Genomic DNA, 21,641 nt, shown 5'->3' with positions numbered 1-21,641 from the left:
TTCATCTACTCCTTATGACAGCATTAATGTACGCTGCCGGATCAGCGAGGACTGCGCCGGCCTGCCCCACATAGCCGTTCACCCACTCGGCGCCGATGCCCATCAGGATGACGAGCACAAACAGCGCCGCAGCCGGTACCATCATAGCTTTGTAGCGCAGAGGACGGATTTCTTCATCGCTCTTCTCGCCTCCCCAGAATACCTGCTGGAAGACTTTGATCAGCGAATACAAGACGACGAAGCTGGAAGCCAGAGCGATAAGCGCAAGCGCGGTATGCTGCTCTCCGAAGCCGCTGCGGACCATCATGACCTTCCCGGCAAAACCGCTAAGCGGAGGGACGCCGACCAGCGCCAGCGTCAGGACGAAGAACATCCAGCCCGTCCACGGATACCGGCGGATCAGACCGCCCATCAGCCTCAGCTGCTCCGTCCCCGAAGCTGCGACAATCAGCCCGCCCAGGAAGAACAGCAGTGCCTTGGCAACCATATCATGCATCAGATAGAATACGACCCCGCTCAGCGAATCCTGGGTAGCCACAGAGATACCGAAAGCGATGAAGCCGACACTGATGACAATATTATAATTAAAGATCCGGCTTAGATCATTATAGGCGAGTGCCCCTATGGCTCCAAGAATCATAGTGGCCCCTGCCATCCAGCCGATCAGCGAATGGGTCAGGCCCATATCATGGACAAAAATCAGTGAGAACGTTCTGGTGATGGCATACAGCCCCACCTTGGTAAGCAGTGCGCCGAACAATGCCCTTACCGCCTGCGGAGGAGCACTGTACGAATCCGGCAGCCAGAAGAACAGCAGCAGGCCTGCTTTGAGCGAGAACACCAGCAGCAGGAGTACGGCAATCACATTCATGACTCCACCCTGCCCGGCCTCTCCGACACGGATGGCCAGATGAGCCATATTAAGCGTGCCTGTCGCTGCGTACAGATAAGCAATCGCCGCTACGAACAAGGTGGAGGAAATTACGTTGACAAGGATATACTTGAGCGTCTCGCGCAGCTGTATCCGGGTTCCACCCAGAACAATCATGGCGTAGGAGGCAACCAGCAGCACCTCGAAGCAGACAAACAGGTTGAACAGGTCACCCGTCAGGAACGAGCCGAACACACCGGTGAGCAGGAAATGGAAGAATGTATAGTAGTAGAACCGCTCCCGCTCCTCACCAATGCTTGCAAAAGAGAAGAACAGGCAAGCTGCCCCTACCACCGCAGCCGTCAAGACGAGCAGCGCTGCGAACATATCAGCTACGAAGACGATGCCGTAAGGCGGAATCCAGCCTCCCATATACAGCGTCTGAATCCCATCCGTATGGACCTGGTATATAATGATAAGCGCTACTGCGATGTTCACCAGCACACTGATGGCACTGAGGATACGCTGCAGCTTAATTCGTTCCTTGAGAAAAATCAGGATGACCGCCGTAAAGGCCGGGATCAGCAAAGGCAGTACCAGCAGGTTGTTCATGGTCTCTCCCCCTTGCTTCCTTCCACATCATCCGTTCCCGCCGAGCGGTAAGCCCGGTAGGCCAGAACGATGAAGAACGCGGATACCCCAAAGCTGATTACAATGGAAGTCAGGATAAGCGCCTGCGGCAGCGGATCGACATAACTGTCCGCCTTCTCGCCAAGCAGAGGTGAAGCGCCCGTCTTCAGGCCCGCCATCGTCAGCAGCAGCAGATGAACGCCGTGAGTCAGCAGCGTCGTCCCGAGCAGGATGCGGAGCAGACTTTTGGACAGGACCAGATAGACACCTACGGTAAACAAGACACCGATCGCCAGGGCAATAAGGATCTCCATTAGTTATCCCTCCCGATCGTAAAGATAATATTCATCGTGACACCAATCACCGAGAGGTAGACTCCGAGATCGAACAGCATCGCCGTGGTTAGCTCCGTCTTGCCCATGACCGGCAGTTCAAAGTAACCGAAGGCCTGGGTCAGGAACGGAGCATCGAAGACAAAGGAACCGATTCCGGTGAGAAAAGCAATCATAATCCCGACTGCGATTAACTTGCGGTAATCGACCGGCAGCACCTTCTCCACAAACTCCGTACCGAAGGCAATCGCGATCAGCACCAGCGCCGCAGCAGCCATCAGGGCTCCGATAAAGCCGCCGCCCGGCTGGTTATGACCCGCGAAGAACAGATACAGGGAGAAAGTGATGATGATCACGAAGGCTACCTTTGCCACAGATTGCAGCAATACATCATTGCTGCGGGTATAGCGGCGCGAGCTCTCCTCCGGTTTGTTTCTAGTCAGAACAGGCGTATGATCCTGCTCCAGCTGCAGCTTGATCATCGAGTAGATGGCCAGCGACGCCAGACCCAGCACCGTAATTTCGAACATGGTATCGAAGCCGCGGAAGTCCACCAGCAGCACATTGACAATGTTCTTGCCGCCGCCAAGCTTGTAACTATTCTCCACATAGTAGGTTGAGATAGACTCGAACGGACTGCTGCCTAGCGCGGCCAGCGCCACCAGCGTCATCGTAATCCCGAAGCCTAAGGCGATGATCAGCCTCGGCACCTTGACCCGCAGCTTGACCTTCTCCCGCTTCAGCTTCGGCAGATGCCGGAAGCAGAGCAGGAACAGCGTGACCGAGACCACCTCAACAATCATCTGGGTGAGGGCCAGATCGGGTGCGCGGAACAGGATGAACAATAGCGTCACCATGTAACCGACCATTCCGGTAAGCAGAATCGCCGAGACTCTGGACTTCGCGAATGGTATGGCGAGCGCACCGGTCAGCAGGACCAGTACGGCAACAACTTCAAAGAAGGTGACTGGAGCGTAGCTCCCCTGGCCAAACGTAATGCCCTCCGAATACAGCATAGTACCGCCTACTACGGCGATAATCAGGGTGAAAATATACATCAGATAATGACGCATCGAACCGGTCATGTATAGCCCTGTCACCGCACGGGACAGTCCCTCCACGAGCCGGATACTCCCGTCATATACCTGTGTCAGCGTGAGGCCGCTGCGCCATTCCTTATCCACAAGGCTGAACCGGCCATATACGCGGTATACGATAATCCCGAGAAGGATCACGCCCAGCGTCATCCAGACCTCGGCGGTGAACCCGTGCCAGAAATAGATGTTGACGTAAAAAGGCGAGCTGGCTGCAAGCTCCGGATGAATGGCATTCATCCCCGGAACGATCAGTGTCTTGGACAAGATGTTGGGGAAGAAGCCGGTGATAACGGCCAGCAGTGCCAGGATTACCGGCGGAAGCAGAAGGCCGAAGGGCGCTTCATGCGGTTTTTTGTCCAGCTTCTCCGGCTGATATTTGCCGAAGAAGGTATGGAAGACCATAATCATGCTGTATGCAAAGGTAAATATGCTTGCAATCCACGCCAGCACCGGGAATATGGTAAAGAAGGCCCCGGGGCTGAAGATATCCAGCTGTCTGATATTCAGCACAGCCGTGAAGAACATTTCCTTGCTCAGGAATCCGGCAAACGGCGGAAGACCCGCCATTGAGAAGCTGCCGATCAGCGCTAATGTGAAGGTTACCGGCATCAGAGACACCAGCCCCCCCAGCTTGCGCAGATCACGGGTATTCGTCTCATGGTCGACAATTCCGACCACCATGAAGAGCGAACCTTTGAATATGGCATGATTAATTAAATGAAAGAGTGCTGCCGTTGTTGCGGCGGTATAGAATACAGCCTGTTCCCCTGTATAAAAGGAAGCTGCCGATCCCATGCCGAGTAATCCCATAATCAGACCGAGCTGGCTGATTGTAGAATAAGCTAACAGAGCCTTCAGGTCCGTCTGCTTCATCGCCTGGATCGATCCATAGATCAAGGTGATCAGGCCGACGCCCGACACTATCCAAAACCACTCATGTTGCCCCGCAAACACCGGGCTGAACCGTGCTACCAGATATAAACCGGCTTTGACCATGGTTGCTGAATGCAGATACGCACTGACCGGAGTCGGCGCTTCCATTGCATCAGGCAGCCAGATGTGGAACGGAAACTGGGCCGATTTGGTGAAGGCACCCAGCAGAATAAGCAGCATTGCGGGGATGAACAGCGTTTGTCCGCTGATGTCGCCCACCTGGCTCCAGATCTCGCGGATGCTGAAGGTACCTGTCATCACATACAGCATCAGGAAGCCTGCGAACATCGCCAGACCGCCGAAGACAGTGATCAGCATCGACTTTTGCGCGCCGTAGCGTGATTTCTGTCTCCGGTGCCAGTAGGCAATCAGAAGGAAGGATGAGACACTCGTAAGCTCCCAGAATCCGTATAACACCATCAGGTTATCGGATAGGACGACTCCCAGCATAGCTCCCATGAACAGCAGCAGATACACATAGAATGGAGTCAGCTCTTCCTTGCGTTTGTCCAGATAAAAGATGGAATAGATAAAGACCAGGGTGCCCATTCCCGTGATTAACAAGGCGAACAGCAGGCTTAATCCATCCAGATGGAAGACCAGATCAATCCCAAGGGAAGGAATCCATGACAATGTTTCATATCCGAGATCCCCTCCCTTGATGACCGGAATACGGGTAAAGAAGTAGATAAATAACATCAGCGGTGCGGCCAGTACAAGCCATCCTCTATGGAGCTTGCGTACCCTCCCGCGTAGAAGCGCTATCATCAGGGCCATAAGAAACGGAACAAGAACGGTTATATGCAGCAAAGGCAAGCCTCCTTTTCCCTTCAGTGGTATAGGTTGTGAACACTGGTACTTACTTCCTGACAACAAGACCGGTTATAGCGGATCGGCCAAGTTCCCTTCACAGATATGCAAATATCTTGCTTTACCATCTTGCTCAATTTTGAACAAGCCATTCTCAAACTCGGTGTGCAATTCGTGGAAGTATTTCCCTTTAATGAAGTCTGTACCTTCCGGCTCATCGCTGAGCTGATACATTCCCTCGTTCTTCACCAAATAAGCGGTTACCCCTTCTTCATGGGTCTCTTCAAGACCGGCGCGCATACGCTGAACTGCAACTACATGCAGATCCATCATCTTCATCTTGCTGATCAGTTCATTGACGAAGTTGCGTTTAGTCAGCTCCTGCCATAAGGTCTGGGCCGATTGCCCGATGATAACCTGAGTGACTTCATGTTCTTCTGCCGCTTCAACGATCACATCCGTTGTCTTGCGGCCGCGGCGCTTGCGCACCATGAATTCAGCACCGGCTTCTTCAGCCAGACGCTTCCAGACCGCCATATACATTTCTTTGCTTTGATTATATTCATCACTGTCTGAACTATCCACATTGAGCACATACAGCGGTGCCCCGATCAACTCGGATAACTGGACTCCACGCCGGATCAAACGCTCGCCATGCGGGCCGTAATGAACACATACCATAATCTTTTCCTTGTGAATGACTTTCGCCCTCCTGTTAACATGGGCCGGAAATACAAAAGGAGCCTAATGGCGTTAGGCCCCTTTCTGTTGTTTCAAACCCTGAAAGTTATACCTAAATTATATCTATTCCGATGCTGTTTGTAAAGTTTACGGACAAGACTTGGACAAAACAGAAGCGTTTGTTCCCGGCGGCTGCCGCTCCGTCTGCTCTATTACTCTTCTTCATTCCGTGCCCGCACTTCTCGCTGAATGCCAGGCCTCCAGAATAGAGAACGGCGCTTTGCTGCTGGCAGAACCGCTGCCTTCTTTCGTCCACAGCGGCGGGTAATAGCCCATCACTTGGCCCGGTTCAAGCTGCTGGATCTCCTCTTCCCAGCCCACCCAGCGGAATGTTTCGTAGAACAGATCCAGGTCCCCTTCTGCCAGCCAGCCGATGAAGCCCGAATAGGTTAGCTCCGTTGTCTCCCACTTCAGGACATCCGGGGCATAATAATAGATATGACCCGTCTGCCCGAACCGCCCCGTATCCAGGCCGAAGAAGCCGCCGGCCGCATCATAGGCCACAATTAGAATTCCCGGCAGGGGAGGAATATTGTCCGCTGTAGACAGGCCATTCCATGAGGTCAGGCTTCCGAAGATGCCTTCGGCTCCCGCGCCAAGCAGCGTAATCCAGCCATGCTCGAACACGATTCCTCCTGTCTCGTAGGCTATCGCTCCCAGATAGGATTTCGTGCTGACCTGCAAGCGGACCAGCGTCTGTACCGCGTGTTCCGCTTCTGCCGCCTCCAGCCGGTAGGTGCGCGATCCCTGACTCAGCAGCTCCCTGATCTCTTCCCAGGCGTGGTTCTCCACATCTACCAATTCTGCTACAGATAATAAGTGCATATGCTTACGCCTCTCTCTCAATGCATTATGCTGTTTCCAATATTTATATATACCCTATTCAGTGGGAACTGCAATCCTGAATTGACCAGAGGTTTATTAACATTCTGCCGCATATAGCTGGCATATTATGTGAGGTTCATAGAATTTCTTAATGACTATGCCAAAAATAATTGATTGGCAAATTGATGTCAGGTTTTATAGAATTCTTTTAAATTCTAATTAATACGGGATAGCCCGAATTACAATCAGACAGGGAGTGCTTGCCAAAGTGTCCATCGTTCCTACACTAACGTCAGAAGTATCAAATGAGGCTGTGCAATACGTGCAGCGGATCTATGCAGAGGTCCAGAAGCGCGACCCGCATGAGCCAGAATTTCACCAGGCTGTCCAGGAATTCCTGGAGAGTATCACCCCCGTTCTGACCCGCCACCCGCAGTATATGAAGCACGGGATTCTCGAGCGGCTGGTTGAGCCTGAGCGCAGCATCTCCTTCCGTGTCCCTTGGGTGGACGATGCCGGTAATACCCAGGTTAACCGCGGCTTCCGCATTCAATTCAACAGTGCCATCGGTCCCTACAAAGGCGGCCTGCGCTTCCACCCTTCCGTCTATCTCGGAATTATCAAGTTTCTGGGCTTCGAGCAGATTTTCAAAAACTCGCTGACCGGCCTGCCCATGGGCGGCGGCAAGGGCGGCAGCGACTTCGATCCCAAGGATAAATCGGATCAAGAGGTTATGCGCTTCACCCAGAGCTTCATGACGGAATTGTACCGCCACATTGGACAGGATACAGATGTTCCTGCAGGGGATATCGGTGTAGGCGCGCGCGAGATCGGCTATATGTTCGGCCAATACAAACGGATTCACGGCGGGCATGCTGCCGGTGTTCTTACCGGAAAAGGGCTGCTCTATGGCGGCAGTCTGGCACGCAAGGAAGCTACCGGCTATGGCTGTGTATACTTCGTGCAAGAGATGCTGTCATCGAACGGAGCAAGCTTCAAGGACAGCAAGGTGGTCATCTCCGGTTCCGGGAATGTCTCCATCTATGCTATTGAGAAGGCTCAGCAGCTGGGAGCCCACGTGATTGCCTGCAGTGATTCGAACGGTTACATTCATGATCCTCAGGGCATCAATCTGGCTACCGTCAAAAGACTGAAGGAAACAGAGCGCCTGCGCATCAGCGAATATGTGAAGGAGCACCCGCATGCCGAGTATGTTGAGGGCTGTAGCGGAATCTGGAGCCTGCCTTGCGACATCGCTCTGCCGTGTGCCACGCAGAACGAGCTGGATTTGGAATCCGCCCGGACGCTGATTCTGAACGGAGTTAAGGCCATCGGTGAAGGTGCCAATATGCCGACCACTCTCCAAGCGGTGGAGCTGTTCCTGGAGAACCAGGTGCTGTTTGCTCCTGCCAAGGCCGCCAATGCCGGCGGCGTAGCGGTCTCGGGCCTGGAGATGAGCCAGAACAGCATGCGTCTGTCCTGGACCTTCGAAGAGGTGGACGAGAAGCTGCAAGTCATTATGAAAAATATCTACAGTAGTACTGTTCAAGCAGCAGAGGATTACGGCGTCGCCGGTAACCTGGTTGCCGGCGCCAACATCGCCGGGTTCCTGAAGGTTGCCGATACCATGCTGGCGCAGGGTATCGTGTAACCTGTTATAGACTAATTGATACAAGAAGAGGTGTCCCTGAGCCATTCGGCTGGGGACACCTCTTCTTTAGGTTTAGAAAATGAATGGTTGGTGATCCTGTGTGCTCGCTAATAATTAGGCTGAACGCACTCGGTTGGTCTTACGCGTACGAATGGCGAATTCAGATCCACTTGTGCTCCTCATTACTCTCCCTCAGCCGTACTCGGCCTCACCAACGGGATTTATCCCGCTCATTGTAACCTACAGCAGCTCGCGCCGCAGTTCTTCTGCCGATCTTGGGGACAGGTGGCCGAGCGGAATGTCGAATACCGTCTTAGCTCCTGTCTGGCCTTCCTGCTTCAGACGCACAGCAGCACGGGCATAGGCAGCCAGGACGCTGGCGGTGAATTCCGGGTTGCTGTCCAGCTTCAGCCCGAATTCGGCGATCTGCTTGCTTCCTCCTCCGGTCACTCCGCTGCGGATGACGAAGCCGCCATGCGGCATCCCTGAATGCTCAGCAGCAAGCTCCTCGTCCGTAATGAATTGAACCGTTGTGTCGTAATCGGCGAAATAGTTCGGCATCTCCACAATCGTCCGGGTAATGGCATCGCGGTCAGCTCCTGCTTCAGCCACTACGTAGCATTCCCGGCGGTGCTTCTCGCGGGTGGACAGCTGCGGGGTCTCGCCTCCGCGAATGCTGTCAATAACCTCCTGGACCGGCACGGTATATTGCACGCCTGCCTTGACACCGGGAACCCGGCGGATCGCATCTGAATGCCCCTGGCTGACTCCTGTACCCCAGAACGTATAATCTTCGCCTACCGGCAGGATGGACTGCATCAGCAGCCGGTTCATAGAGAACATGCCCGGGTCCCAGCCGGTGGAGATCACACTTACGCTGCCGCCTTCGCGGGCAGACTTGTCCACCGCAGCGAAGAAATCAGGGATTTTGGCATGAGTGTCAAAGCTGTCCACCGTATTGAATAACCGGGCCAGCTGCGGAGTCTGCTCCGGCAGATCTGTTGCGGAACCGCCGCACAGAATCATTACATCAATCTTGCCTATGTACTGCTCGGCGGCTGAGATGTGCTCGGTGCGCGTTCCTGTGATGTCTGTCAGCTGCTGCGGATCTCTGCGGGTGAATATGGCTACCAGCTCCATATCGGAGTTCTGCTCAATGGCCTGCTGTACCCCTTTACCCAAATTTCCGTATCCGACGATGCCTACTCTAATGGTTGATCTCATGTCTGTAATATCCTCCCTTGCCGGTTAACCCGGAGATATGAATCCTTCAAAAGTTAAGTATATATACATTACACGAAATGTAAATATTAAGTTGTACAGCCGCACCGCCAGATTATTGTCCCGTTCCCAGAAAGCTCTCCACAATGAATTTCAACTATGCCCACGCCATAGACTAACGCCCTGCATACATTAACCTAGTCAAAGCCATTTCCATGTATGCCAATATTAGCTCAAAAGGAGCTGGAAACCAGTGAACTCAGCAACGAAGCTTACCGGACGCGTCATCTACAAAGGTGATCCGGGTTATGAGGCCGCGCGCAAAAATTGGGACCCGCATACCGACCGATTCCCCAAAGTATTCGTGTTCGCCCAGAAGACTCAGGATGTAGCCAATGCTATCAAATGGGCCAACGAGCACCGGATTCCCATCCGGCCCAGAGGCGGCAGACATGCGCTGGAGGTCAATCTGTCCCAGGTGAACGGCGGAATCGTCATTGATGTCAGTGAAATGAACAGCATCAAGCTAAACAAAAAAACGGGGACAGCCGTCGTCGGAGCCGGAAATACAGTGGGGAGAATCGCCCATACGCTTGCCCGGAAGGGGTATATGGCGCCTTTCGGGGACAGTCCTACCGTGGGAATCGGCGGCATTACACTGGGCGGCGGCATCGGCCCGCTTCAGCGTACCCTTGGGCTCGTCAGCGATAATCTGGTGGAGCTTGAAATGGTCGATGCCAAGGGCAGAATTATTATTGCGAATAAGAAAAGTAATGCCGATCTGCTCTGGGCTTCCCGTGGCGGCGGCGGAGGCAATTTCGGCGTGTGCACCCGTTACAAATTCAAAGTACGCCCGGCTCCTGCCACAGCAACGGTATTCCGCATCACCTGGCCCTGGGGCCAGTTCGAGAAGGTCCTTAAGACCTGGCAGCGCTGGGCTCCCTCTGTGAATACCAGACTGGGCAGCGAATTATCCATCGGTCCCAAAAAAGGCGGAAATGTCAGCATGCTGGGACTATTCCTCGGATCTAAGGCTGAGGCTGTCCGCCTCTTGAAGCCCATTACAAATGTAGGAACCCCTACGATCCAAACGATCCGTTCCCTGCCTTATCCGCAAGTGGTCAGCTTCTTGTTAGCTCCCGATCCGGTACAGACTCAGCGCTTCAGCAACCAGTTCTCCAGCGCCTTCGCAAGGAAACCGTTCCCGGATCAGGCATTCAAGCCGATGCGTGAGTTCCTGGAGAAGGTGGAGGGGAAAGACGCCGGGTTCTTTTTCCTCAACTGGGGTGGGGCTGTAAGCCGTAAATCTCCTAAATCTACTGCCTTCTACTGGCGAAAGGCCAAATTCTACGTGGAGTGGAACAGCTCATGGATCAAGAAATCGGATGCCGCCAAAAATATATTCTACGTCCGCAACACCCGCCGCAAGCTGCAGCCGTTCATCGTGGGAAGCTACATCAACGTGCCTGACCAGGGCATCAAGCATTCCGGCCCGGTCTATTATGGAACGAACTATGCCAGATTGCGCAGAGTCAAGGCGAAATATGATCCCGGGAATGTGTTCAACAATCCGCAGAGTATCCCGCCAGCCCGCATCAAGAGCTGAGTTCGAATAAAAACGAGCAGGAGGCGTTTGCCGACCCTGCTCATTTTTTTGAAGCTATGCTATGCTTGGCTTACTGGCCTGAGTTCGCCAGGAATTCATCAATCTGACGCTGAACCTCTGCGATGATGGTGTCGATACCGGCTGCCTTAACCTGCTGCTGGAGCTTGGCCAGACCCGCGTCTACATCCTTCACCGTTCCGTATTCCAGCGGAATGCCGTATTGCAGCATGACATTGCCGACATTGGCCACTTCGGTCTTCACCTTGCTGTTGTCGAAGACGAAGGTCTCCAGCGGATAGTGATACACTTCACCTTCCCATTTGTCAGTCAGGGCGTTCGCTTCATCAGGGAAGGAAGCATTATCCCGGTTCAGCGGGGAGTTGAAGCCCCAGTTGGAGAAGCCGGTGTAGTTGGCATTCTTCTCGGCGTTCGTGAATTTATCTTCGCCGACCGGATTATAGTGTACAGCACTAATGCCGTTCATGATCAGATCATGCAGTTCCTTATCGTTCTGGAGCAGATCAATCATCATCAGCGCACGTTCCGGCTGCTTGGAGGTGGAGTGAATCGCTACACCGTTCTGGGTAGAGACGGCAACGGATTTTTTCTTATCCGGGTTAATATCGGCCAGAGCCAGCTCATACGGGGAGTTCTTCTCCCGCATATCGGTCATCAAGGCGCCAAGCGTACCCAGATTGTGGGTGATGGAAGCTGCCTTGCCTGCCTTGAATTCCTGCTGATGATCCAGCTTGCTGTTCAGTGCGCTCTTCGACCAGGCGTTGTTCTCGGCCAGATCTTTATAATAGTAGACAAGCTCCTTGAATTCAGGAGTCTCATATAAGTTGAATACCTTGCCGGCCGGATCATCCAGCTTGAAGCCCATCGGCAGATCGAGGTCGAACAGATTCCATTCGTTCTGCTGTTTGAGCAGGATCCGGTCCAGATTATGCAGCTTCCAGTCTCCGGTCTCCGGTACGAATGGGGTAACCCCCTTCTCTTTACCGGATATAGTCTTGAGATAGTTGGCGTACGCCTCCGGGCTGTTGATCTCCGGCAGGTTATATTTCTTGCGCAGGTCTTCGCGGTACAGAATCAGCTTCTCCACGGTTTCGCCACGGTTCTGAGGCACCATATACAGCTTGCCGTTCACCTTCGCCTGACCCCAGGCTACCTCAGGCATCGCCTTCCAGGTCATCGGAGCATATTTCTCCAGCAGCTCGTTCGTCAGCTCCAGGAACCCGCCCTTGAGTGCCTGATCGTTATAGCCTGCCCAGTTGGCGGCATAGATCAGATCGAAGTCCTCGTTAGCCGCCAGCTTAAGCGGATATTTCTGCGCCCAGTCGGACCAGTCCAGGAATTCGGCTTCCAGTGTAGCGTTTATTTTCTCCTTGAGCTTCTTATTGATCTCCCCAAATACCTGATCATAATCAACCGGCTTCGGACCTACGAAGATCATCTTCAAGGTAACAGGCTGGGATGTATCCACAGTGCCGGAATCTGCGGCGGGCTGATTGGTTCCGGCAGCTTCCGTTGCTGCAGCTGAGGCCTTCGGCTCCGCTGCGTTCCCTCCGGCATTGCCGTTGCCGCCTCCGCACGCGCTAAGCAGAGAGACCATCAGGATACTGGACATCAGTGTCATTGCTTTTTTCTTATTCACTAGAATTTCCCCCCAGCTATATGTGTGTAATCGCTTACAAGAACAGTATAATAAAAAATACTCGCCCCGCTAATATAGGCATTCAACGATAATGCATACTTTTGCAACGACTTTTAGGGCGGGATAACATAATATTCCTGTAAGATAGCCCATAAGAAAAAAGGACCCGAGCAACATACGCCCGGGTCTGTATTCACATCAGCTTCTTAATCTCATCTAGCGGCAATTCAACGGCTTCGGATACCGCCTCGGGAGAAAATCCGTGGAGCAGCAGCTTACGAATCGTCTCTGCTTTGCCTTCTTCTTTTCCTTCTGCTTTGCCTTTCTCCATGCCTTCCGCTATGCCCTCTTCATAACCCCAACGCTTCCAGGCTGGCATGAGTTCCATGATTAATCCTCCCTCCTCCGAGTATTCATTAATTAATTCTCTTAGAATCTCCTCATCCTGTGCCCGGTCCGGCTTGAAGTACAGATCCGCTACTGACATAATCAGCGCCAATCGGCCCTGATCCAGCCGAGCCTTCAGCTTAATGAACATCCGCAGGAATTCCCGGCGCACTTCTCTCGCTTCTCTTGTAGTATACCCCATCTTCGCCAATAACGCAGCAGCCACCGCATTATCTGAATCGATGAACCGCCGCCAGTTCTGCTTGCGCAGCTCCACCTTAAGAAACTGGAAGCGCAGAATGTTATGTTCCGGGATGGACATCTCCAGCGTGTCCTGTTCCTCCCTGATCTCATCCGAGGTAAAGATCGCAATAGGGATGATCAGCTTATGGTCTTTCCGGTAACGCTCGAATAAACGGCTGAAATAAATAAACATCCGGTCACGAAATTCATGATCCTTGTACGATTGCGGCTCCAGGTGAATCAGAATGTAACCGTCCAGCCCTTTGTAGCGGGTCTCCAACAACAGATCCAGCTCCCGCGCCTCCTCGCCGACAATATCCACCAGCAATTCCTGCATCAGAAACCGGGTTTCACTATAGTCGAGCATAGCGCCCAACTCGGGAAAGAACAGCTCAATGAATTCCTGGTAAAAATTTTCCAGTAGCTTTTTAAAAGCCTCATCATGCGGTATAGAAATCTCTATCGCCTCCCGGATCAAGTGTCAGACTTCTTGCATGTAATTATATTCCATCATTCAGGAAATGTATATAATAAAAGGAACATACATTCGTATTTAAATGTGCTTACCCTGCTCCATAGCTTCATGCTTTCATTCTTAAACCTCCACCTCAATATAAGAAAATATCCACCTAAATATTTTCTGTTTTAACCACGCTTGTATGGAGCAGCATGGTTGCACATCCTCCAGGATCTCCCGAAAATCTAACAACAAAAAAACGGCACCATCTGAACAGCCGGGTGAGGCTGAATCAGACAGTGCCGCCCCTAAGGCAACACAGATGATAGTGATCTGCTGCTTATTTCTCCAGGAATCCGGTAGACGGATTGGTGATGAAGAAGCCTTCCTGCGGGACATAGAAATACTGAATCCAGACGCCGTCGAGCAGCGGTTCGCGGGTATCCAGCAGAATCTCGATATCCTTATCTGTAGCAACCACTTCATCGTGCTCAGTAGGTGTATCCAGCGCTACATCATAGTGTCCGTGATCTCCGTGATTCTGGGTGATGACCACGCGGATTTTCTTGCCTTCCGCATCCGGGCTGTTCAGCATATCTTTTAGAACCTTAGCTGCATTGCGGTTAATTTTTACTTTCATCCTTTGGCGACCTCTATTCTGCTTAGTAGTATGAAATCAGAAATTCATTATAACATATTATAAGGTGCTATAGATAATTAAGTGGTTATTCCGGTGAAGATACCACGGATGACTACCTCTTCTTAAAATAAAAAGCTGTCCCAACCAGCCATATTTCACGGCTTGCGGGACAGCTTCTCATATGTGTACTTCTATTATGAAGCGTTCTGGTTCGACAGGGCGGCTAACACTTCATTCGTGACATCCTTGCCGCCCTTGAAGTTGGTGATAAACGCGCCGATGGAATAGATCGGCCCCCAGGGAATCCCCCACCAGCCCACTAGGAACGTCAGCAGGGTGTACTTCAAGCCTTTTTTGACGGAGCCCTCGCCCGCCTTGATAAAGTAGATGCCCGAGCTACGTCTGAACGTCATCAGGACAACAGAGAAGCAATACGTGTAGATCACGAATTTGCCGCCTTGCTGAATCTGGCTCATTATATTGCCGCCGTCCATGTTCTCGATCCCTTTTATGATCATAGGAAATCCCCTTTAATGGTTGTTAATAATCATATACCGTAGGGATGACAGACTGAAACAGCAGACAGATATTTGTAAAAGTGAGCTGACGGCAGACGCGGATTACTCCAACTCAGCTCCATTACTGGCGATTACCCTTTGATACCAGAAAAAGCTGTCTTTGCGGGAGCGGTCCAGAGTACCCTTGCCTTCGTTATCCTTATCCACATAGATGAAGCCGTAGCGCTTCTTCATCTCTCCGGTGCCTGCACTGACCAGATCGATGCAGCCCCAGGAGGTGTATCCGATCAAATCCACGCCGTCAGCCAGCGCCTCACCCATCGCCCGGACATGCTCCCGCAGATATTCGATCCGGTAATTGTCCTTAATTGAACCATCTGCTTCTAAGGTATCCACTGCGCCAAGGCCGTTCTCCACCACCATCATCGGCAGTCCGTAACGGTTGTAGATATTATTCAGGGACCACCGCAGGCCTTGCGGGTCAATCTGCCATTCCCACGCGCTTGCCTGCAAATACGGGTTCTTCAGACCCAGCGACATATTGCCGCCAACCGACTCCTGATCCGGGGCTGCACTCACGCAGGTGGACGAATAGTAGCTGAAGGTGTAGAAGTCCACACAGCCTTCCTTAAGTATCTGCCCGTCACCTGCCTCCATCTGCAGCTCAATCTGCTTCTCCTGGAAGTATCGCAGCGCGAAGCCCGGATAAGTGCCTCTCACCTGAACATCGGAGCAGAGGAAATTACTCAGATTATCCTTTTGCTGGGCCAGCAGTACATCCTCGGGATTACAGGTCAGCGGGTAAGAGCACATGTAGGCAATCATACAGCCGATCTGAAAATCCTTATGAATCTCATGTCCCAGCTTCACGGCTCTGGCACTGGCGATGAACTGGTGATGGAGCGCCTGGTATCTTAGCTGCTCATTGTCGGTTTGCGCAGACGCAGTCAACTCGGCATTACCCTCCGGCTTCATCGCCCCGGTCATGAATGTCCCGAACGGCATCGTGAGGATGTTGATCTCATTGAAGGTCAGCCAATACTTCACGCTGTGCTTGTAGCGGTTAAAGATCACCTCGCAGTAACGGATGTAGAAATCGATCATTCTGCGGTCCGCCCATCCGTTATAAGCTTCAGCCAGATGGTAAGGTGCTTCATAATGCGAGATCGTCACCAGCGGTTCGATCCCGTGCTTGGCCAGCTCGGCAAACACCCGGTCATAGAACTGCAGCCCTTCTTCACTTGGCATGGCATCATCCCCGTTCGGGAAGATTCGCGACCAGGCGATGGACATGCGGAACACCTTGAAGCCCATCTCGGCGAACAGCGCGATATCCTCTTCGTACCGGTGATAGAAATCAACCGCTTCATGACTCGGATAATTAGCCCCGGCTTCCAGCACCGGAGTAATTCTCCGGGAGACCGTATGCGTTCCCGCGGTCATGACATCTGCTGTGCTTAACCCCTTGCCTCCCGCATCGAACCCGCCTTCGAGCTGATTCGCAGCCGTTGCCCCGCCCCACAGGAAATTTGCCGGAAAACTTCTGTTGTTCACACTTACATTCACGTTCTTATTCATATTCGTTCCTCCTGAGATTGAATTAGGATAACGTTTAGATCATGACAGTCAGCAGATTCTCCCGGTAATCGACGCTCTTCTGGTCCGTCTCAATAACGTCGAGATACTCACCGGAATTGGAGATGATCACAGGCGTAGTCAGCGTATAGCCCGCCTCTCTGATCGCGGCAACGTCGAACTCCATGAGCAGCTGGCCTTTGGTGACGGTATCTCCTTGCTTGGCCCGGGGGGTGAAGTGTTTGCCCTTCAATTTGACCGTGTCCTTCCCGACATGAATCAGAATATCGACCCCGTTATCACTGGTGATGCCGATCGCATGGCCGGAGGCGAATAAGGTGGTCAGTACCCCGTCAACGGGAGAGTACACCTTGCCTTCCAGCGGTTCAATCGCTATCCCTTTGCCCATTGCGCCAGTAGAAAAAGCTTCGTCCGTCAGCTCCGACAAGGCTCTGATCTGGCCCTTCAGCGGACTTCCCACCGTCTCCTGCTTCACCAGATTGCTCCGGGCAGTCCCGCCGCTCTTGCTGTCCACTGCTTCCTCATCCTTGAACCCAGAGAAGAAGACAAGAATGAACCCGAGAATGAAGCTGATTACAATGGCGGCAATCGCGCCGTAGAAGCCTTTATCCATCCCGTCAGGGCTAATGTAGCTTGGGATACCGAAGATCCCCAGACCGCCGAGAATATAGCCTTTGGTGCCCATCAGACCGACGATACCGCCGCCGACCGCCGCCGCGACACAGCTTAAGATGAACGGCTTCTTGCGCGGCAGCGTAATCCCGTAAATGGCAGGCTCCGTAACTCCGAAGATCCCTGAGATAATAGCCGGAATCGACAATGACTTCAGCTTGGCATTCTTGGTGCGCAGCATAATCGCCAGCACAGCACCGGTCTGGGCAAACGAAGCGCCGAAGGAAGCCGCCAGAATCGGATCGGATTTCAGTACAGCCATGTTATTGAGGGCAATCGGCACCAGACCCCAGTGCAGCCCGAAGATCACAAAGACCTGCCAGAACGCGCCTACCAGCAGCCCCTCAATAACCGGACTAAGGTTGTAGAGGAACAAGGTTCCCTGCCCCAGCAGCTGTCCGGCCCAGGTGGAGACCGGTCCGATTGCAATCAGCGCCAGCGGAACGGTGACCAGCAGGGTGAAGAATGGGACGAGGAAGGTACGCACCACGCTCGGCGTCACTTTTCGGAAGAAGGCTTCCAGCTTGGAGCCAATATAAGTCGAGATGATGATCGGAATAACGCTGGAGGTATAGGACATCAGGATGACCGGAATCCCCAGGAAGGTAATGTACACAGGCGATTCAAAGATCGTTCCGCTAAAAAGCGTGTACAGCGGTTCGCCCGCCGCCGTGATCGTGCCAAAGGACGGGTACACCAGCGTAGCGCCTATCGCCATCCCGATAAAGATATTGGCCCCGAATTTCTTAGCCGAGGTATACCCCAGGAAGATCGGGAAGAAATAGAACAGGCAATCCCCGAGCGCATTCAGAATCTGGTAAGTCCCCGACTCCTTGGTAAGGAGTCCCACGGTCAGGAACAGGGCGGTGAAGCCCTTAATCATCCCGGTCGCAGCCAGTACACCCAGGGTCGGCGAGAATACGCCGGAGATCATGTCGATGAAGCTGTTGAACAGACCCATTTTCTCACCGGAGGCTGTCTCTGATCCGCCTTCCTGCAATCCGCCCGCTGTCATCACCTGGGCATAGACCTCAGACACATGATTGCCGATCACGACCTGATACTGGCCGCCGCTCTGAATTACCGTTACAATTCCGTCCATGTTCTTCAGCACATCTGTATTGGCGACCGCCTCATTCTTCAGCTTGAAGCGCAGACGAGTCACGCAATGGCTGAGTCCGTTGATATTCTCCTTGCCGCCGACATGCTTGATAATATCCTTGGCTAGTGCCTCATATTTCATAGTAAGTCCTCCCGTTTCCTGATGAATGATAAGCAAAAGGCGAAACCATCCCGGCAGCTTCCTGCCTGATTTGGTTTCGCCTGCATGACCAGTAACAATCCAAGTGGTTTTATTCAGTTTGTCTTTGCGTTACCCGCTGAATGTGAATCGTCAGATACAGGATTTCTTCATCCAGGAGCTTCAGGTCCAGATACTTCTCAATTTTGAGCACACAGTGATGCGCCTTCCTGTATTTCATCCTCACCTGCTTGAGCAGAAAATCGTCCACCGACTCCACCGGCTCCTGCTTGCGCGAACGCTGGAAGAAATAACGCAAATGGGTGATGAACCGTTCGTAGCTGACGGTATGCTCATCAATTTCGTTGTTATAGGAATACTTAACAATATTGAGGATGTCATCAATCTGCTGGGTCTGCCTGGTAAGATCTGCAATCTTGCTGCCCGAGCTGTTCATTTGCGCATTAATCAGATGAAGTGCAATGTTCCCGGCCTCATCCTCCGGCAGACGGATACGGGTATACTGCTCAATCATTCCCATGGCATGATGCCCGATGGCATACTCCCTCGGATAACAGCGTTGAATCTCCCAGAGAAGCGGATTGTCATTATGGATGCCCTGTTCATGAAGCCTCAGCGCATGAGTCAAATGATCCGTCAGGGTCACATAGATATAATCGCTCAGCCGGGCCTTCAGCGTCTGCTTGGCATACTCGATAATGTCATAGCTTAAGGCTACATATTCGGCGGGGGCATCCGCCATTAAGGCCTTGAATTTCTCGGACGCGTCATTTCGCTTCAGTACAAAGGTCTTCTCGATCAGAGAGACATCCACCGGATCGCCCGGGCTCTTCTTGAAGCCGATGCCGCGTCCCATAACAACCAATTCATCCTTACCTGAATCCTTGGCAATAATGGCATTGTTATTGAAAATCTTCTCGATAATCAACCAAGCTGCCCTCCTTTACCCCGAATTTCATTTGGCACTGCTTACAGGATGTTAGGCGGGTCAAGGCTCCTTGCAGCGTCCCGCAGGGCCCTTAACATAAAGAAAGGCAAAACCCAAAACACGTGACCATGTTTTGGGTTTTGCCTTTGCAGTAACAATCCCAAATTCAGAATAGCACTGAATTTCACTTTTGGCAACAAAAATGTTTGCGCTTACATAATCTATCAACCTGCAAAGAGGAGTACCCCCTATTCGCAGGGAACACTCCTCTTCTCTCCGCCTGAGCTCAGACCGATGACGAACTCACGCTCTGAGCATTACCCCACCGCAGCTTATACAGCTCCGGCAATACCACTCCCAGCAGCACCAGCACCACTCCGGTCCATTGCAGAAGACTTACATGCTCTTGCAATACGAACGAGGACATTAAGACAGCCACAGGCAGTTCGACGGCGCCCAGAATACCGGCCATCCCTCCGCCGATATGCGGAACCCCGATGGCGAACAGCAGCGGCGGGATAAAGGCGCCGAACAAGCCCAGCAGGAAGCCGAACAGCAGCAGCGGTCCCCATAGCATACCGTTAAACAGGAAGGTCGGCGGGAACAGGATACACAGCAGCACCAGGCCGCCAGTGACCATCCAGGCGCTCCGGTAGGCCGGATGGGCCAAAGGAACGGCTTTGCCGCTGAAGATAATGAACATCGAATAGCTGACTGCCGATAATAATCCCAGCAGCAGCCCCAGCAGGTTAAACTCGGCAGCTCCCTGATTCAGAATACCTGCGGCCAGCAGGGTTCCGCCGAACAGCAGGATCAGCGTCAGCACCGTGATTTTGTCTGGGCGCTGACGTTTGCTTACCGCCTGAATCAGCACACTGATCCAGGTGAACTGGAACAGCAGGATAATCGCCAGCGAAGCCGGAATATACCGGAGCGACTGGTAGTACAGCAGACCCGTAACCACGGTTGGCGCACCGGCCATCATCAAGAGCAGTCTGTGCTTCCAGGTCAGCCGGGCGGGAACCGCCTTGGCGGGCGCTGTAACGTTCGCTGTGCTGCGCGGCTTGCGGTTCGCTCTGAGTTTGGTATATAACGCAAGCAGCCAGGCGAGAATACAGCCGGTTAAGAGCTGAGTGCCGACCACCTCTCCCAGCTTATAACCTTGCCCGTAGGCCAATACAACAATCGTTGATAAAATGCCGTAGCTCATAGCGCCTACAAGTACGGAGATTAAATATTTCATATCTTTCATGTCTGTTATGCCTCCTGAATCTTCTGATCTGAATGTTGCTGCGTCAAGGTCAAGGACCGCAGAGACGCAAAAAATCCTAACTCCGGGACAGGGACCGCTGGTTCATGGTCCTTATCATCGTAGTTAGGAAGAGTAGGCTTCCTGTAGAAACCCTCGCCCTGTGACATCTGAATGGCTGCGAGGTTATACGAGAACAATATAGAGTTATGAAGTATTGTCTGGTTGACGACTCTTCATATGTTACACGCCAAGTGAGCTGGCGTCAACCCTTAATTCTTTTAAATTTGAAATTCAGGGACATAGACCTCTTGTTAATCAATTCTCCAGCCAATGAACAATACAAAGACAGCCCCCCTCTCCCAAATTATGATAAAATATAACTCAATTCAGCAGTTCATTCGAAAGGAGCCTTACATATGGTGAAGACCCGTCCTCAATCCGGCGCGATCGTAAAAATTTGAAACATTGACAAGTTTCGATACGTAGCAGTCTGTAATAGCCTTCATTCCAACCCATTTCATGTGATTCAAGCTGCTATCCCCAAATATACTACTACGGAGGAGGTGTAGATCCTGAACAGATCCGGGCCCGTTAAGCTATTCGGCATGATTGCCGGAGTTGTAATCTTAAATGTCATTGTTCTATCTCCCGGCCTGCTAGGTGTCGAGATCGGCGGAAGCCCGCTGGAAACGGCATCGGCAGTAACCCTGCTAATCATCAGTCTGCTGGTCGTCCTATACGGCAGTTACACCTTGCTCTTCAAACCCCCGGCTGCCAAGCCCGTCAGCGTGCAATTAGAGACGCGGGAGGATTACATTGCCGGCCTCGGCCGTCACCGGAATGTGAAGGTGCTGAAGGATGATATCTCCCTCGCCTTGGACCAGATCGAGCGGATTGAGAAGAAGAAGACCGCACTGCTCCAGGTGCTGGGCCGCAGGTTCGATCCGGCTGAGCTCAGCTTCCGCAAGTTTCATTCCGTCATTATGGAGGTTGAGAAGCTCTTCTACCTGAATATCCGGGGGCTTCTGAACAAGCTTAGTGTATTCGATGCCGCGGAGTTCGCCAAATTCAGCGCCGATAACGCGTCAAGCCGGTTCTCCAGTTCCCTGATTCAGAAGAAAACTGCGCTATACAATGAATATCTCTCTTATGTCAAAGGCTGCCTCGGGGCCAATGAGGAAATTCTGTTGAAGCTGGATCAGCTGCTGCTGGAGATTACCGAGCTGGGCAGCGCAGATTATAGCAATGTGGAAGAAATGCCATGCATGCAGGAATTAACCGCCCTGATCGGGCAGACGAAACTCTATCAGTAA

17 protein-coding genes are annotated in these 21,641 nt (G+C 52.5%); 3 read left to right on the top strand and 14 right to left on the bottom strand.

The window, feature by feature from the left end; all coding sequences use genetic code 11:
* Position 1: 1 nt before the first annotated feature.
* The 5 genes from NST69_RS12910 to NST69_RS12890 form a co-directional block, all read right to left on the bottom strand.
* On the bottom strand, positions 2 to 1,483 hold the full coding sequence (locus tag NST69_RS12910) for a Na+/H+ antiporter subunit D (RefSeq protein WP_342549499.1): 1,482 nt from the start codon (positions 1,481 to 1,483) through the stop codon (positions 2 to 4).
* Positions 1,480 to 1,815: a Na(+)/H(+) antiporter subunit C gene (locus tag NST69_RS12905; protein ID WP_036729053.1), complete on the bottom strand. Its 336-nt coding sequence runs from the start codon at positions 1,813 to 1,815 to the stop codon at positions 1,480 to 1,482. Before NST69_RS12905 ends, NST69_RS12910 begins: the two co-directional genes overlap by 4 nt.
* Positions 1,815 to 4,679 carry a Na+/H+ antiporter subunit A gene (locus NST69_RS12900; RefSeq protein WP_342549498.1) on the bottom strand — a complete coding sequence of 955 codons (2,865 nt, stop codon included), beginning with the start codon at positions 4,677 to 4,679 and terminating at the stop codon, positions 1,815 to 1,817. The genes NST69_RS12905 and NST69_RS12900 overlap by 1 nt, the downstream gene beginning before the upstream one ends.
* A gap of 66 nt (positions 4,680 to 4,745) precedes the next feature.
* Complete coding sequence (locus NST69_RS12895) at positions 4,746 to 5,354, bottom strand: hypothetical protein (protein WP_076077653.1); 609 nt, start codon at positions 5,352 to 5,354, stop codon at positions 4,746 to 4,748.
* Positions 5,355 to 5,576: 222 nt separating this feature from the next.
* Positions 5,577 to 6,239, bottom strand: a complete 663-nt coding sequence (locus NST69_RS12890; RefSeq protein WP_342549497.1) for a DUF2625 family protein — start codon at positions 6,237 to 6,239, stop codon at positions 5,577 to 5,579.
* A gap of 274 nt (positions 6,240 to 6,513) precedes the next feature.
* Here NST69_RS12890 and gdhA point away from each other — a divergent pair, with 274 nt between their 5' ends.
* Positions 6,514 to 7,890, top strand: coding sequence for an NADP-specific glutamate dehydrogenase (gdhA, locus tag NST69_RS12885; RefSeq protein WP_339257461.1), 1,377 nt, complete (start codon positions 6,514 to 6,516; stop codon positions 7,888 to 7,890).
* 240 nt (positions 7,891 to 8,130) lie between these two features.
* Here gdhA and NST69_RS12880 read toward each other — a convergent pair whose 3' ends face one another.
* On the bottom strand, positions 8,131 to 9,114 hold the full coding sequence (locus NST69_RS12880; protein ID WP_340953324.1) for a diaminopimelate dehydrogenase: 984 nt from the start codon (positions 9,112 to 9,114) through the stop codon (positions 8,131 to 8,133).
* Between the two features lie 250 nt (positions 9,115 to 9,364).
* Between NST69_RS12880 and NST69_RS12875 the strand changes: the two genes are divergently transcribed.
* Positions 9,365 to 10,717 (top strand): FAD-binding oxidoreductase, encoded by a 1,353-nt coding sequence (locus NST69_RS12875; protein ID WP_340953325.1) that lies wholly within the window; start codon positions 9,365 to 9,367, stop codon positions 10,715 to 10,717.
* Between the two features lie 70 nt (positions 10,718 to 10,787).
* On the opposite strand, the gene NST69_RS12870 is transcribed toward NST69_RS12875, so the two are convergent.
* From NST69_RS12870 to NST69_RS12835, 8 genes are all read right to left on the bottom strand, one after another.
* The gene (locus NST69_RS12870; RefSeq protein WP_342549496.1) at positions 10,788 to 12,374 is read right to left on the bottom strand and encodes an ABC transporter substrate-binding protein; all 1,587 of its coding nucleotides are present in this window, start codon (positions 12,372 to 12,374) and stop codon (positions 10,788 to 10,790) included.
* Positions 12,375 to 12,567: 193 nt separating this feature from the next.
* Entirely contained in the window at positions 12,568 to 13,482 is a 915-nt protein-coding gene (locus NST69_RS12865; RefSeq protein ID WP_342549495.1) for an Rpn family recombination-promoting nuclease/putative transposase, read from the bottom strand.
* 319 nt (positions 13,483 to 13,801) lie between these two features.
* Complete coding sequence (locus NST69_RS12860) at positions 13,802 to 14,101, bottom strand: iron-sulfur cluster assembly accessory protein (RefSeq protein WP_342549494.1); 300 nt, start codon at positions 14,099 to 14,101, stop codon at positions 13,802 to 13,804.
* Positions 14,102 to 14,295: 194 nt separating this feature from the next.
* Complete coding sequence (locus NST69_RS12855; protein WP_339256254.1) at positions 14,296 to 14,619, bottom strand: hypothetical protein; 324 nt, start codon at positions 14,617 to 14,619, stop codon at positions 14,296 to 14,298.
* Positions 14,620 to 14,721: 102 nt separating this feature from the next.
* Positions 14,722 to 16,197, bottom strand: a complete 1,476-nt coding sequence (locus tag NST69_RS12850; protein ID WP_342549493.1) for a 6-phospho-beta-glucosidase — start codon at positions 16,195 to 16,197, stop codon at positions 14,722 to 14,724.
* Between the two features lie 34 nt (positions 16,198 to 16,231).
* Positions 16,232 to 18,130, bottom strand: a complete 1,899-nt coding sequence (locus NST69_RS12845; protein ID WP_339313994.1) for a beta-glucoside-specific PTS transporter subunit IIABC — start codon at positions 18,128 to 18,130, stop codon at positions 16,232 to 16,234.
* Positions 18,131 to 18,239: 109 nt separating this feature from the next.
* The gene (locus NST69_RS12840) at positions 18,240 to 19,076 is read right to left on the bottom strand and encodes a PRD domain-containing protein (protein WP_342549492.1); all 837 of its coding nucleotides are present in this window, start codon (positions 19,074 to 19,076) and stop codon (positions 18,240 to 18,242) included.
* Between the two features lie 286 nt (positions 19,077 to 19,362).
* Positions 19,363 to 20,319 carry a DMT family transporter gene (locus NST69_RS12835; protein WP_342550170.1) on the bottom strand — a complete coding sequence of 319 codons (957 nt, stop codon included), beginning with the start codon at positions 20,317 to 20,319 and terminating at the stop codon, positions 19,363 to 19,365.
* 614 nt (positions 20,320 to 20,933) lie between these two features.
* Here NST69_RS12835 and NST69_RS12830 point away from each other — a divergent pair.
* Positions 20,934 to 21,641, top strand: a complete 708-nt coding sequence (locus NST69_RS12830) for a hypothetical protein (RefSeq protein ID WP_342549491.1) — start codon at positions 20,934 to 20,936, stop codon at positions 21,639 to 21,641.

Source organism: Paenibacillus sp. FSL P2-0089 (genome assembly GCF_038595095.1).
Taxonomy (GTDB): domain Bacteria; phylum Bacillota; class Bacilli; order Paenibacillales; family Paenibacillaceae; genus Paenibacillus_AQ; species Paenibacillus_AQ silagei.
This window is presented reverse-complemented; position numbering and strand designations above follow the sequence as displayed.

Bases quoted from the DNA above. Each gene is read 5' to 3' on its own strand.
- NST69_RS12910 (WP_342549499.1), bottom strand. From the start codon at position 1,483: ATGAACAACCTGCTGGTACTGCCTTTGCTGATCCCGGCCTTTACGGCG.
- NST69_RS12905 (WP_036729053.1), bottom strand. From the start codon at position 1,815: ATGGAGATCCTTATTGCCCTGGCGATCGGTGTCTTGTTTACCGTAGGT.
- NST69_RS12895 (WP_076077653.1), bottom strand. From the start codon at position 5,354: ATGGTATGTGTTCATTACGGCCCGCATGGCGAGCGTTTGATCCGGCGT.
- NST69_RS12890 (WP_342549497.1), bottom strand. From the start codon at position 6,239: ATGCACTTATTATCTGTAGCAGAATTGGTAGATGTGGAGAACCACGCC.
- NST69_RS12880 (WP_340953324.1), bottom strand. From the start codon at position 9,114: ATGAGATCAACCATTAGAGTAGGCATCGTCGGATACGGAAATTTGGGT.
- NST69_RS12860 (WP_342549494.1), bottom strand. From the start codon at position 14,101: ATGAAAGTAAAAATTAACCGCAATGCAGCTAAGGTTCTAAAAGATATG.
- NST69_RS12855 (WP_339256254.1), bottom strand. From the start codon at position 14,619: ATGATCATAAAAGGGATCGAGAACATGGACGGCGGCAATATAATGAGC.
- NST69_RS12850 (WP_342549493.1), bottom strand. From the start codon at position 16,197: ATGAATAAGAACGTGAATGTAAGTGTGAACAACAGAAGTTTTCCGGCA.
- NST69_RS12845 (WP_339313994.1), bottom strand. From the start codon at position 18,130: ATGAAATATGAGGCACTAGCCAAGGATATTATCAAGCATGTCGGCGGC.
- NST69_RS12835 (WP_342550170.1), bottom strand. From the start codon at position 20,319: ATGAAATATTTAATCTCCGTACTTGTAGGCGCTATGAGCTACGGCATT.
- NST69_RS12830 (WP_342549491.1), top strand. From the start codon at position 20,934: ATGATTGCCGGAGTTGTAATCTTAAATGTCATTGTTCTATCTCCCGGC.